Annotated in this window: 14 protein-coding genes; 2 read left to right on the top strand and 12 right to left on the bottom strand. The window is 51.3% G+C overall.

Annotation, left to right across the window (positions count from 1 at the left end):
• Positions 1-33: 33 nt before the first annotated feature.
• Both mnmH and BUF15_RS06960 read right to left on the bottom strand, forming a co-directional pair.
• On the bottom strand, positions 34-1,086 hold the full coding sequence (gene mnmH / locus BUF15_RS06955) for a tRNA 2-selenouridine(34) synthase MnmH (RefSeq protein ID WP_084553631.1): 1,053 nt from the start codon (positions 1,084-1,086) through the stop codon (positions 34-36).
• Between the two features lie 75 nt (positions 1,087-1,161).
• Positions 1,162-1,590: a hypothetical protein gene (locus tag BUF15_RS06960; protein WP_073612746.1), complete on the bottom strand. Its 429-nt coding sequence runs from the start codon at positions 1,588-1,590 to the stop codon at positions 1,162-1,164.
• A 260-nt stretch (positions 1,591-1,850) separates the two neighbouring features.
• On the opposite strand from BUF15_RS06960, the gene BUF15_RS06965 reads away from it, so the two are divergent.
• Positions 1,851-2,615, top strand: coding sequence for a YaaA family protein (locus BUF15_RS06965; RefSeq protein WP_073612747.1), 765 nt, complete (start codon positions 1,851-1,853; stop codon positions 2,613-2,615).
• A gap of 176 nt (positions 2,616-2,791) precedes the next feature.
• Here BUF15_RS06965 and gap read toward each other — a convergent pair whose 3' ends face one another.
• Complete coding sequence (gap, locus tag BUF15_RS06970) at positions 2,792-3,796, bottom strand: type I glyceraldehyde-3-phosphate dehydrogenase (RefSeq protein ID WP_073612748.1); 1,005 nt, start codon at positions 3,794-3,796, stop codon at positions 2,792-2,794.
• Positions 3,797-4,445: 649 nt separating this feature from the next.
• Between gap and BUF15_RS06975 the strand changes: the two genes are divergently transcribed.
• Positions 4,446-5,435, top strand: coding sequence for a LacI family DNA-binding transcriptional regulator (locus tag BUF15_RS06975; RefSeq protein ID WP_073612749.1), 990 nt, complete (start codon positions 4,446-4,448; stop codon positions 5,433-5,435).
• Between the two features lie 85 nt (positions 5,436-5,520).
• Here the strand turns inward: BUF15_RS06975 and BUF15_RS06980 are convergent, their stop codons facing one another.
• The 9 genes from BUF15_RS06980 to htpG form a co-directional block, all read right to left on the bottom strand.
• Complete coding sequence (locus tag BUF15_RS06980) at positions 5,521-5,982, bottom strand: hydrogenase maturation protease (RefSeq protein WP_084553634.1); 462 nt, start codon at positions 5,980-5,982, stop codon at positions 5,521-5,523.
• Position 5,983: 1 nt separating this feature from the next.
• A complete protein-coding gene (locus BUF15_RS06985; protein WP_073612750.1) occupies positions 5,984-6,460 on the bottom strand; it encodes a helix-turn-helix domain-containing protein in 477 nt (158 codons plus the stop codon).
• Positions 6,457-6,708 carry a 4Fe-4S dicluster domain-containing protein gene (locus tag BUF15_RS06990; RefSeq protein WP_073612751.1) on the bottom strand — a complete coding sequence of 84 codons (252 nt, stop codon included), beginning with the start codon at positions 6,706-6,708 and terminating at the stop codon, positions 6,457-6,459. Before BUF15_RS06990 ends, BUF15_RS06985 begins: the two co-directional genes overlap by 4 nt.
• Before the next feature lie 3 nt (positions 6,709-6,711).
• Positions 6,712-8,127 (bottom strand): Ni/Fe hydrogenase subunit alpha, encoded by a 1,416-nt coding sequence (locus tag BUF15_RS06995; protein ID WP_073612752.1) that lies wholly within the window; start codon positions 8,125-8,127, stop codon positions 6,712-6,714.
• Positions 8,127-9,059, bottom strand: coding sequence for an NADH-quinone oxidoreductase subunit B family protein (locus BUF15_RS07000; protein ID WP_073612753.1), 933 nt, complete (start codon positions 9,057-9,059; stop codon positions 8,127-8,129). The genes BUF15_RS06995 and BUF15_RS07000 overlap by 1 nt, the downstream gene beginning before the upstream one ends.
• 32 nt (positions 9,060-9,091) lie before the next feature.
• The gene (locus tag BUF15_RS07005) at positions 9,092-9,577 is read right to left on the bottom strand and encodes a hypothetical protein (protein ID WP_407642602.1); all 486 of its coding nucleotides are present in this window, start codon (positions 9,575-9,577) and stop codon (positions 9,092-9,094) included.
• A 337-nt stretch (positions 9,578-9,914) separates the two neighbouring features.
• Complete coding sequence (locus tag BUF15_RS07010) at positions 9,915-10,562, bottom strand: protein-L-isoaspartate(D-aspartate) O-methyltransferase (protein WP_073612755.1); 648 nt, start codon at positions 10,560-10,562, stop codon at positions 9,915-9,917.
• Positions 10,555-10,947 carry a hypothetical protein gene (locus tag BUF15_RS07015; protein ID WP_073612756.1) on the bottom strand — a complete coding sequence of 131 codons (393 nt, stop codon included), beginning with the start codon at positions 10,945-10,947 and terminating at the stop codon, positions 10,555-10,557. Before BUF15_RS07015 ends, BUF15_RS07010 begins: the two co-directional genes overlap by 8 nt.
• Before the next feature lie 208 nt (positions 10,948-11,155).
• On the bottom strand, positions 11,156-13,036 hold the full coding sequence (gene htpG / locus BUF15_RS07020) for a molecular chaperone HtpG (protein ID WP_073612757.1): 1,881 nt from the start codon (positions 13,034-13,036) through the stop codon (positions 11,156-11,158).
• Between the last annotated feature and the right edge of the window lie 17 nt (positions 13,037-13,053).

The raw sequence follows: 13,053 nt of genomic DNA on the forward strand, positions 1-13,053 counted from the left end.
CGTGCCGTCATCCTCTAGGCAACAATTGCGATGCTAGGCCAGCAGCCGCTGCCGAAAGGCTGTCAGTTCCGCCGCCGCCCAGGGGATATTCTCGGAAGAGAGTGAAAACTGATAGGAATATTGAAGCAGATTATTCTGATACCGCTTGTCGTAATATTCCGTCAGCAGGGTTTCAACCAGCTCTGCCAAGTTTCCCTGATGCAGCAGGCTGCAAAGCTTATCGGTGATTGCGCCACCCAATTTTCTTCTAAGAGATTTCAATATCCGTTCAACCTCCGCCACCGTCTGGTCGTTATCCACCGGGTAGTCTTCGAGGATTCGGGCTACCCGGGTTTCCATGGTCGCGGTGATCAGCACAAGACGACCCGTTTTCATGGCGCCAGCCAACCCGGAAGGCAGATAGATATTTCCCATCTGTCGGCTCTCCCCCTCGACAAAGTACGGTTCCTGACCCAGTTCACAGATCACCTTGTGCAAGTAGGCGTCAAACCATCTCTGGCTGCGAGGATGCCTGTTCATTCCGCCGAAAAGCGAACTCTGATGCTGGGCGAGATCTTCAAGGTCAATGGCGTGATCGAGATGCTGTAAAATCCTGGTCTTGCCGGTTCCGGTCAGACCATGCAGGACAATACATGACGGGGAAAAACGGGCTAATATTTCGAGCAGATGCTGTCGGTACTGTTTATATCCGCCCTCCAACTGCCAGGCGGAAAATCCATTCTGGGCGAGCAGGTTCACCACCGAACGGGAACGCATGCCGCCGCGGGCACAGAAGAGGGCAATTTTCTGGTTCCGGTACGAGACAAAGTCAGCAAGCAGATCGGCCAACCGTTCCTCGACCAGACCAAATCCGGTGTCAACGGCTTCATCCCTCCCCCCCTGACGATAGATTGTCCCTACCAGGGAACGTTCCTCATTGTCAAAAATGGGGATATTCACCGCACCAGGAAGCGAACCTTCCTCATATTCCTTCGGAGAACGTACATCGATGATGCAATAATCGCCGGTAATCGCATCCACAAAACTGAGAGTCGATAAGGGCTGGCTGAGAATGGCTGAACGTGACAGCCGCTTATTGTCTTTCAATTTATCCCTCTATCCAACCTATTCTCTTCTGCCTGTCCTCAATAACGTCTATCCAAATGTACCACCGGCTTGCAATCAACAGGAAGCAGCCCTGCTCCATGCCTCTTCCAGCCTGGCCTTTAGATAGGAAACGGAGGCATCGTCAGCCTCATAGATATCGAAACAGTAGCCATCACTGCCGGCAAGTCCACCAGGAATAACCTCTCCGCGCTCTTCCGGATCAGTAATCATGTCACCATAGAAACATACGGAAAGCCAACGAGCCTCGGGCTCATCGTCAATCACATCGATCATAGCAAAGAGTTCCCGGCTTGTCTGGTTGTCATGCCTGGGCCTTAGCGAATAACTTACTCCAGGCCGGGCCACAAAACTGAGCGACGTCCCGCTCAAAGCACAGACGGTACGATAGAGCGCCTGAAAGCAGCCTTTCATGGCACTGTCACCCGCCTGCCACTGTTCGATAAAGCTTTCCACCTCTGCAACGATCCCGTTCTGTTCGGCCATACGCCCTCCCTGATTTGATTGATGCCTTCCCTGATACTCCGTGATTATGCTCGTGAGCGATTTTCCATTACCGCCCCGGTTGTTTACCGTCCCAAAATAGTATACTCTTGACCGTTGGCAAACCCTTTTTTCCAGGTTTTATATAAAGCCGCAAGCGCAGATAGTTGAACCACTCCTGCTCGCGCCGTTACAGAATTTGTCCAACAGAGTTCGTACTCTTTGCCTGTTCATCTTTTCCACCTTCCAAGATCACAAAGCCTATGCTTCTCATTACCGCCCCATCCAAAACCCAGAACCGAATCGACCGATATTTATCCTTTTTCACCGAACCGTCCTTTTTTTCGAAAAGTACAAGCCTGATCGATCAGCTCAAAGCCTATTCCGTAACTGATCTCTGCCATCTGATGAAGATCAGCAGAACTCTGGGAGAGAGCACCCACCAGCGCATTGCCGACTTCCGCCCACCGCTAACCCTTGAAAACAGCAGACAGGCACTCTTCACCTTCCAGGGGGACGCTTACGAAAGTCTTACCCCGGCAACCTATACCGAAAAACAATTGCGTCACGCCCAACGTCATCTGCGCATTCTCTCCGGACTCTACGGAATCCTCCGCCCTTTGGATCTGATGTTCTCTTACCGGCTGGAAATGGGTTGCAAGATCACTGGCAAAGGCTGGAACAATCTCTATCAGTTCTGGGGTGACACCATCACCGACAGCATCAATTTTGACTGCAAAGACCACCCAGACCCAACTGTGATAAATCTCGCCTCAAACGAATATTCCCGGGTGATCAATATGAAAAAACTCCTATCACGCCCTGTCACCATCACCTTCCAGCAGAAAAAGGGTGACGGCTACGCGACTATCCCTATCCACTCTAAGCGGGCACGAGGATTGATGATCCATTACGTAATCATCAATGGCTTAACACATGCGGAGCAACTGCAACAGTTCAATCTGGGGGAATATAGCTTTCATGAAGAGCTCTCCACCGCGGATAACTGGTTCTTCAGACGAAAGTAAGAAAACAGAACACTTGCAGCAGCATTTATGGCAAAAAGACAGAGGAGAGCTCGGCAGGTTTTGGAATCTAAAGCCTTTTCTCGAAGGAGAAAAAGATGCAGGCCGGCCCCCTAAAGGAGACCGGCCTACCAAAACGATTTATCTGTACAGCAAACAGCGTGATGTTGTGATATGGATCAAACCGTCCGCTTGCTCTCCATATGGAGAATAAGATCCAGCATCCTGTTGGAGTAGCCCCACTCATTGTCGTACCAGCTCATTACCTTGACGGTTCTGCCAATGACCTTGGTGCACTGGCCGTCGACGATGGAGGAGTGGCTGTCTCCCTGGAAATCGATAGAGACCAGCGGCAGATCGGTGTAACCGAGATAACGGTTGGCAGCAGCCTTTAAAGCAGCATTCACTTCATCCACGGTGGTGTCCTTTTCCACTTCCATTACCGCGTCAACGAGAGATACGGTGGGAGTTGGAACACGCACGGCAAGACCATCGAATTTGCCTTTCAGTTCTGGAATAACCAGGGATACGGCTGAAGCAGCACCGGTTTTGGTGGGAATCATGGAAAGAGCGGCAGCCCGAGCACGGCGCAGGTCTGAGTGCGGGAAGTCCAAGAGGCGCTGATCACCCGTGTAGGCGTGAACGGTGGTCATGAGACCGCGCTGGATACCGAAGTTATCCAGAATCACCTTTGCGAATGGCGCCAGACAGTTGGTGGTACAAGAGGCGTTGGAGACGATATGATGAATGGCGTCATCATAATCCTCTTCGTTGACTCCCATAACGAAAGTTTTCACTTCGCCTTTAGCTGGTGCAGATATAACGACCTTTTTCGCACCGCCGTCAATGTGCGCACGTGTGGTTTCGGCATCACGGAACAATCCGGTACACTCTGCAACATAATCAACACCCAACTCCCCCCAAGGAATATCGGCCGGGTTGCGATGGCTGCTGACCGCAATGTTTTTGCCGTTGACGACGATACCATTTTCGGTGCTTGTGACCTCTGCCGGCATCGGACCCATGACGGAATCGTATTTGAGCAGATGTGCAAGAGTAGCAGTGCTGGTGAGATCATTGATCGCGACAATTTCAATGTCCTTGAAAGCCGGATCCTGAAATGCTGCACGGAAAATGTTGCGACCAATCCTGCCAAATCCATTGATACCAATCCGAATTGTCATGCTGTTCTCCTGTTGTGATATTTTCACTGTATGTCCACCTTACGCCTTGTAGACGATGGAAAAACATACCAGTTCTACATTATGATCATACCAATCAGCCTCTCCCGTACACCTCTCGGTTGACTGAGTGATCAACTTCCTCACGATGTGTTAAGCCTTACGGCCCATACATAAATCATCTTCCCCGACGTTAATGTATCGGAATCTTTACCGCGCAAAAGAAATTGCTAGTGACTATTTGTAAACGTTTACAACCAAATTGCCAACAGTTATTTTGTCACGGTCACACCGGCTCATCTCCTAAAGCGACCTGATAATTTTCATCATACTTTTTACATAATGTTTAATTTCAACAATGTACTTCTAGTATACTCGATTCACCAGTTAGAATAGTAGAGGGAGGACCGAACCATTTTCACAAACAGCATCAGCTCCGCCCTGCAACTGGATCACATATTATTCGCATTCTCTCACCTGTCCGTCCAGCAACACCTCTATGATTTCCATCCCATCATTCTGTTACTTGGTCAGACAATGCACGTACCCTGAAATCCCAGAGCACTAACAAGAATTCATTGACGCTTGCAATGTAAACGTTTACACATGCGAGATGAACTATTTCCCATTTTACGAGGAGCACAAAATTCACATGGCAAAAATCAGAGATGTGGCCGAGGCGGCAGGAGTATCAACCGCCACGGTCTCGAGGGTGCTGACCAACAAACCGCATGTACGTCCGGAAGTAAAAAAAAAGGTTCTCGAAGTGGTTGAAGCCTTGGGCTATCGCCCCAATCGGGTCGCCCAGAACCTCAGGTCCAACTCCTCGAAGATCATCGCGCTCATCATCTCCGATATCGAGAATCCTTTTTTTCAACGAGTAAGTCGCGCGGTTGACGATACAGTCCATGACCTGGGTTACAGCGTCATGCTCTGCAATACTGACGAAAACCCGGAAAAAGAACGGCTTTCCCTTAACCTTCTGCGGGATGAAAACATCGCCGGGGTAATCCTCGCCCCTACCCGTCAGACAATCGACACCTTCAGCAAATCTACCGTCGAAATTCCGATGGTGATCATCGACCGGCATGTGACCAATATCAATGTCGATAACGTTATGATCGACAATATCCAGGCCGCCTATAGTATCACCAAGCATCTGATCGGCCATGGCTACAGTCGGATTGGCGGCATATTCGGCATGGGGAGTACCACCGGACGCGACCGGCGAGAGGGTTTTCTACGGGCTTTGAAAGAGCATGCGTTGAAGCCCATCACCGAACTCACCAAATATGCGCATCCGCGGGAAGAAGACGGGTACACGACAGCCACCAAACTCCTCGAGCTGCCTGAGCCACCCGAAGCAATCCTGACCAGCAACAGCCTGCTCGCCGCCGGGGTTATGCAGGCGATACGTGAGCGCAGTCTCCGCATCCCGGATGATGTGGCCTTTGCCACTTTCGATGACACCACCTGGGCCAAACTGATGGTACCACCCCTCACCGTCGTAGATCAACCAACCTACGAAATAGGCCGCACCGCTGCTGAACTGCTGATAAAACGCATCCAGGATCCGAGCCGCTCATACCGGGAGGTTATTCTCAATACCAGGTTGATCCTTCGCCACTCGTGCGGCTGCTGATACCTTTTAGGACAAGAACAGAAGAGAACAACTGCAAAAAAAATGGAATTACAACAACAAAGGTAAACCGTCGTTCCCAAAGAGTTCACCCCTCAAGAAGAGAAACAACCGATTGCACAGCTGAAGGGATAGCTTCTGCCACCTCCCGGGTCAGGCTTTCCGTTAGCTGATCGAAGCATTTCCCCTCGATCCCCACCAGAAAGATCTCGCGAGGAATTCTCTCTGGATAGAGCTTCCGTCCCACCTCGATGGCCTCGCGGATACCTATACCATGACCGCTCACTGGTCGCAGATGTTGGATAGGCAGCTGCTCCCAACTCAGAACGTGCACCGTACCTGCTACCGCTCCGAGCTGTACCGCATCCACCACGATCAACAGATCTTCACCGCCAAGTTCATCTAAAAGGTCTATACCGCCAAGGCCTATAAAACAAAGGCGCACCCTATCGCGGAGGGGAACGCCTTCTAATGCGGTATATACCGCGTGTCCAGCACCGTCATCAGCAGCCAGCGCATTGCCCAGGCAGACGATCAAGGTCTTCGGCATATCAGATACGCCGTACCATACTGAACATCATATTAAAGGTACACTGTTCACCGGTAGACACCGTTTTGGGCCGCGCCGGGCAACCGGCCAGTTCGGCGAGGATGCCAGCAATATAATAATGAAACATCTGGCAGATCTGGCTATCGAGCGCCATGCCCCGGTTCATGCAGACACTCCGGATGGGGCAATGGTTGATGGTAATGACCGCCTCTTTACCTGCAAAGGTGCCACCCACCTCCATCTGCTGGATACGGAAGACCCGTACAAACTCGGCGAGAGCCTCCTCGGGAGTCGACTGCAACATATGCACCGGCATGTTCTGCCCCATCTTTCTCCCTGCAGCCACGGCCAACGACGGGGTGGACTTGCCGACAAAGGTTTCGATGGTCTCGACCAGCATTTCTATAAGAAAGGAAACCTCGGTAAATGCCTTGTCGTAATCATCCGGTGTCAGGTGCAATTCGTTGGTGGCAATCATAAAAACTTCTCCATCCGTCGGCTGAAATAGATGTTGCGGTAGAAATTTTTCACATGGTGAATATTGGCATGGCTGATGACCTGGGAAGGGCAGATGTACGCACAGCTCAAACAGGCGATGCAGTTCTCCACCTTCGCCACTACCGCTTTCTGCTCTTTTTCATCAAAGTCAAAGCAAGCGGTAGGACAGACATCGATACACATCCGGCAACCTCTGCACCCCTTTTCACGAATCGTCATTTCAAGCATGATCTAACTCCTTGTGATTCTGCGGACAATGTCACCGCTGCGCCGTACCTCGACATCCAGCTCCATCCGGCCCAGGGCATGGGTCGAGCAGGCCAGACAGGGATCATAACAGCGTACCACAAACTCAAGACTGTTAAGGACTGCAGCGTCGTCTGCACCAGTAAAGAGCGAGTTAGCGCCCTCTTTGAGCGACCGGTTAATGGCCGCTGTATTCTGCTGGGTGGCGATGATCATATTCGCCGTGCGGACAATTCCTTTGTCATCTATCTGGTAATCGTGAATAAGCGTTCCCCGCGGCGCCTCAACATGACCAACCCCACGCGCCCCCCGGAAATCTGCAGGCACCCGGGTCTCACCTCGCAGCGCCGGGTTATGGATAATGAGGTGTGCCTTCTCGGTAGCATGGATCAGTTCAATCAGCTTGGCATACATTTGCAGGACTACGTTATGACATGGTCGACCGAATCTATTCCGGAATTCTTCAAATTCAGCCTGAGCCAGCGGAGTGTCCAGGCCATCAACCACGTTCAAGCGGGCCAGGGTCGAGACACGATAGAGATGCTCCGCCCCGTCCACGTCGAGATACACTTCCTTGGCATAGGAGTTGGGTACCGCCCGCTCTACAAGAAAGTCACGGTATTCGGTAGTACCAAACTCGGCTCGAATCGCACCATTCTCATCCACCACCCGTAGCTCACCGTCATAAAAATTGAGGTTGCCACCATTCACCGTGCCCATGTACCAGCTGGGCATATTGAGTTCACTTAAGAGCAGCGGGTTCTTATCTAAAAATTCGAGCAGCAGAGCCTTTATCGTGCCGGAAAGCTCACTGGCCAGTTGCACGCTCTCTGCCGTCAGTTCCTGCAGTCGGGTAAACTGGGCATCGCTCAGTTTATAGGAGATCCCCCCCGCCACCGCTGTGACCGGATGGATACCGCGGCCACCGATGGTCTCATTAATCTTCTGACCTAGACTTCGCAGGCGGAGCCCCTTTTTGGCCAGTTCCGGCTCCCTGTCGACCATGCCGACAATATTCTGCTGGCCGGCCGCACCGCCAAGACCAAAGACCAGATCGGGTCCGGCCAGAATAAAAAGCGACAACGCATGGGAGTGAATAACGTGGCCCATGTACATGAATTCGCGTAAAAGACGGGCTGCCTCGGGAATATCCACCCCAGCAGCGTTATCGAGTGCCTTGGCTGCCGCAAGGTGATGGGCGGTTGGACAAACTCCACAAATTCGAGCCGTCACCTGGGGGAGCGTCGATGCCTCCATGCCCACAAGAATGCGTTCAAACCCCCGTAATTCATTGACACAGAAAAAGGCTTCATCCACCTGACCATTATCGTTTACTTCTAAAAGAATCCGGGCATGGCCTTCAATACGGGTTACCGGGTCTATTTTGATTGTCTTCGCCATCAGCTTGCCTCCACCTCTGCGATCCATTTCCTGATGAGAAAGGTCGGTTTGTCTCCGATCATCTTCGTGGCCATGGCATAGGCGTAATGTGTCTTGGCCGATTGCTCCATACTCTTTCGGATAACCTCGGATGGAATCTCGGTAAGTCGGGCCATCCGCTCACTCACCTCTGTACGGATATCTCGATTCGGCTCGGTCAGAATCTGCATGGTCGGTCCGGCACAGCCGGTGCACATAATGCCATGGTTCGGACAGGGGGAGAGACAGCGATCGAGCGTCACCGAGCCGAGACAAAGAAACCCCTGACTCAAAAAGCAGATATCATCGTCAGCCACCGCATCAGCACTGTTCTTGATCTCAGTCACATCACTTTTTTTCATGGTACGGTTGCAACCGCCGCAGACCGACTCCTGCCGTACCCTGGGCGCCGTCCCCTCAATCAGCGCACTCAAGCCCTCGAAAATAAAATGGGCATGGGGCGGACAGCCTGGCAGATAAAGATCGACCTCAATCACCTCGTCGATGGGTGTCACCAATTTTTCGAGTCCATCCACTTCGGTAGCGGGAATGAAATTCGTGCGGGTTGTCGGGCTATTGAGGTAGACATGGTCCATGATTTCTTCACGGGAATGGGCAAGGCCCGCACCGTGCAAACCGCCATAAACCGCACAGGTACCAAAGGCTATGATAGTCTTGCATTTTTTGCGCATCTCGATAGCCGCATGCCGATCGTGCTCGGTGCGGATGGATCCTGTCAGTATGCCGATCTCCGCCTCGGGATAGCCCTTTTCATCGGTCAGCACCGGACATTTCTGGATCTGCACCGATTCGAGGACATTCAATATTTTTTCGTGGAGATCAACCAGGGAGACATGACATCCCCCACAGTCACACAGCCACTCAGTATTCAAACGAATTTTCTCTGGGCTCATCTGAATCGTTCTCCCCTTTTTTCCCTTTTAGGCTATACCTGCACGGTCAACACTTTGAGGCAGGCGTTCTCGCCTGCATGCCGTATTTCAAGGTTGGTTTTCTTGCCCATGATAGTCTCTAGCGCCCCGATGAAAAAGCCGGTCATCATGTTGCAGAGGGAACCATACTGGGGATGGCCGAAACGAAAGAGCGCCTGACGAATCATGCAGTCGCGAAAAACCAGAAAGATCTGGGACTCATTTTTGTCGTTGACAGTAACATAGTCAGCCTGGCCCTGTTCTTTAAACAATTCAAAGTTCCAAAGACAATTGTTGGCTATCAGAACTTTTCGCACTTCATCGATCGCCTCGAGCAGATCATTGGTGTGCCTGGCCTCTGCAGCAAATTTCCGGCCCAGGTTCCGTCCCGCAGACATGGTCATACTGTTTGCACCGCGACCGAGAACATTTTCCATCCCCGCTGCAAGAGCTGCCATAAAGTTCATGGTCTCCTGCAGAGCGCGTCTTTTTTTCAACACTTCATCCACTTATCCATCCCTCCATGCATCGTTGCAACATGCACCATTGTGTCATTGTGGCGCCGACATTGGTGGCTTCAAGGAAATGACCACACCTCCGCCTGTGCCGCTGTCAACAGGTTCCACCCAGTGTAATGGCTATATCAGCCAATCACAAGGGAAAACTAGGAATATCCGAAAGGACTCAGAAGTGTTTGCCGGTTACAAAAAAAACGGGCCACGACATCCACAACAATGAAGTCGAGGAAAAAAAATCCCTGAAGACAAAGTCTTCAGGGATAGAAAAAAGCACCAAAAAAGAGATATAAAAAACAAAAAACCGCGCAGAAAAAGAGCGTCAGCCGCGCCAACCATGCTCGCCAATTAAATCGACAAACCGCACACTGGCCAGGTTTTCAACCTTAACCTCACCGTCTATTTTCGTGAGCAACTGCAACTCCTGAACATCCTGATCACCCACGGGAATGATCAGCCGGCCTGGATCAGCCAGCTGGTCAATGAGCGGTGCAGGTATCTCTGGCCCACCAGCGGTGACGATAATGGCATCATAAGGAGCATGTTCCGGCCAGCCCATGGTCCCATCATCGAGTTTGGCGACGATATTAAAATATCTTAAGCTGCCGAAAACCTTGCGGGCATTGGCTAAAAGGGTATTAATCCGCTCCACCGTATAGACCTGCCGGCAGAGCCGCGACAACACTGCCGCCTGATAACCGGAACCGGTGCCAATCTCCAGCACCGTTTCTTCCCCTTTCAGCTGCAGTGCCTGGGTCATGAACGAGACGATATACGGCTGGGAAATAGTCTGGCCTGCAGCAATGGGCAAAGGGTAATCACCGTAAGCCCTTGCCCGCATGGCGTCATCGACGAAAAGATGTCTGGGCACCTCCAACAGGGCATCGATGGTGCGCGGATCGGTCACGCCACGAGCTATGATCTGCTCCTGGACCATGCGTTCCCGCGCTGTTTCGTATCGATCAATCACCTTTTTCCTCTTGCCAGTCGAAATCATCCTCCCAATCACGACTATCCGACTCCCAGGAACCGTAGGTGCATTCCGTTACGACATTGCCCTCAATCTTCAGAGTTACCGTACCATAGTCGGGCTTACCGAAATATTTACCCACCAGTGGTGCTTTTTTCACGATATTGTCTTCATATTCGCGATATACCCATTTTTCTGCGCCACCACCGAGAACTATCTGCTCATCCGGTTCGCCAAGATAGGTGAGGACATCATTGCGATTCGATTCTCCGACCTTGATCAGAGCTGCATCAGAAGCGAGATGACGGACAGGCTTACCATAACAACCGGCGAGCGCGGTTACGGCAAACAGCACACAGATAATGTGTCGGAATATTGCAGGCATTTCTTGATCTCCACTAAAATACTCGGTAACAGGCAACCAACCGCTTCTATAGCCCGCCCATCGACATTTTTCAACTCAAATGTCCGATGATGGCACGCGAAAGGTCTGGAGTTGCCAGATAATCAGCTGCCTATATAAGCAGACCGCAACTTTTCGCGCAACGAATAACCTTGCCCGTCACCTGTTACCGTCCTTCACGTGTGAGCGCTTACTCGCCCAATGCCCGGTTAAGAATCTTGTAATTCCGCTCCACCATCACCAGCGGATCAACCACGAGTCCCGCCTGAATCATAGCATTATCGTAGATCTGCAAAGCCACATCGGCAGCAAAAGCACTATCTGTTTTCTGCAGTGCGGCAAGTCGTTTGATAATCGCATTCTTGGGGTTGATCTCAAGATTTTTCTTCGAATCCCCTCCGAAACCAAGCCCTTTCTCAACCCGGCTGGCAGCCAGCACCCGCTCCATTGTAGAAGTCATGTATCCGTCCGGATTGACAATCATTGCCGGCGAATCAACCAGCCGCTTGGAGACGATAACATCCTTAACCTGATCTTTCAGCGTCTCTTTCAACCAGCTAACCAGAGTTTCAGTGGAATCGGCATCAAGTTTCTGGTCGGCAGCATCACCTGCCTCCTCACTTTTTTCTTCCTCTGTCTGGGGAATATCGAGGTCAGCACGATCAGCTGAGACGAGTTTTTTGCCATCAAACTCCCCAAGGTGGCTCAGGACAAAGTCATCGATGGGCTCTAAAGTATAGATGATCTCGATTCCTTTCTTCTTGAACATTTCCACATAGGGGCCGGCCTCAATGGCCACCCGGCTCGGGCCGTTGATATAGTAGATAGCCTCCTGCTCGGGTGACATACGCAAAACATAGTCGGCAAGGGACACCGGCTTGCCGGCTTCGGACTTGGAAGACTCGAAGCGGAGCAGCTTGCCAAGTTCCTTCTGGAACTCATAATCGGAGGTAGCACCTTCTTTTAAGAAAATTCCAAAGGTCTTCCAGAATTCGAGATATTTCTCCTCGTCCTTTTTCGCTTCCTCATCGAGGTATTTTAAGAACCGCTTGGTCACAACCTTGCGCAATTTGGAAACCAAGGCGTTATCCTGTAAAGCCTGACGGGAGATGTTGAGCGGCATGTCCTCGCTGTCGACCACCCCTTTTAAAAACCGTAGCCACTCTGGCAGGATATTTTTAGAGTGCTGGTCGATCAGGATCCGCTGGCAGTAAAGATTGACACCAGGGTCCATCTTGCCGAAGCCGAACATCTCAAAGTTCTCTTTCGGAACAAAGAGCAGGGCATTAATCATAAGGGGAGCATCGGCAGAAAAGTGCAGCCGATAGGCGGGCTCATCTGAGGCATTACCGACAAACTTATAAAACTCGGTGTACTCCTCCTCGGTAATGTCGCTGCGGTTTCTGGTCCAGATGGCCTGGACAGTGTTGACCGTCTCGCCCTCGAGCTTGATCGGAAATGGCACAAAAGAGGAATAGCGCTTGATGATCGACTCAACCATCCATTTCTGAGCGTAATCGTGAGCGTCTTCTTTTAAATCAATGATGATCTTAGTGCCGCGCCTGAGACCTTCCATCTCGGTGATGGAGAAGGTGCCGGAACCATCGGAAACCCATTCGTGGCCTTCACTGCCGTCCCATGATCGGCTCTGGACCCGCACCTTCTTTCCAGCCATGAAGGCAGCGTAGAAGCCGACACCAAACTGGCCAATCAGGCTGACATCCTTTTTGGCCGCCTCAGCCAGATGAGTCAAAAAGGTGTTGGAGCCGGAATGGGCGATGGTGCCAAGGTTATGCTCCAGTTCACTCCGATTCATACCAATACCGGTGTCGGCGATGGTAATAGTGTGCTCTTTTTCATCAAGGGCAATAGTGATTTCCAGCGGCACATGACCATCGAATGGCTCATCGGCGGTAAGGCTCTCATGTCGATATTTTTCGAGAGCATCCGAAGCGTTGGAGATAAGCTCACGGATAAAGACATCTCGTTCGGTGTAAAGGGAGTTGATAACAATATCGAGGAGTTTTTTGGTCTCCGCCTGAAATTCATGGGTTGTGGTCTTCGTCGTCATTGATTACCTCATATCTA

The organism is Desulfopila aestuarii DSM 18488, assembly GCF_900143695.1.
Lineage (GTDB): Bacteria > Desulfobacterota > Desulfobulbia > Desulfobulbales > Desulfocapsaceae > Desulfopila > Desulfopila aestuarii.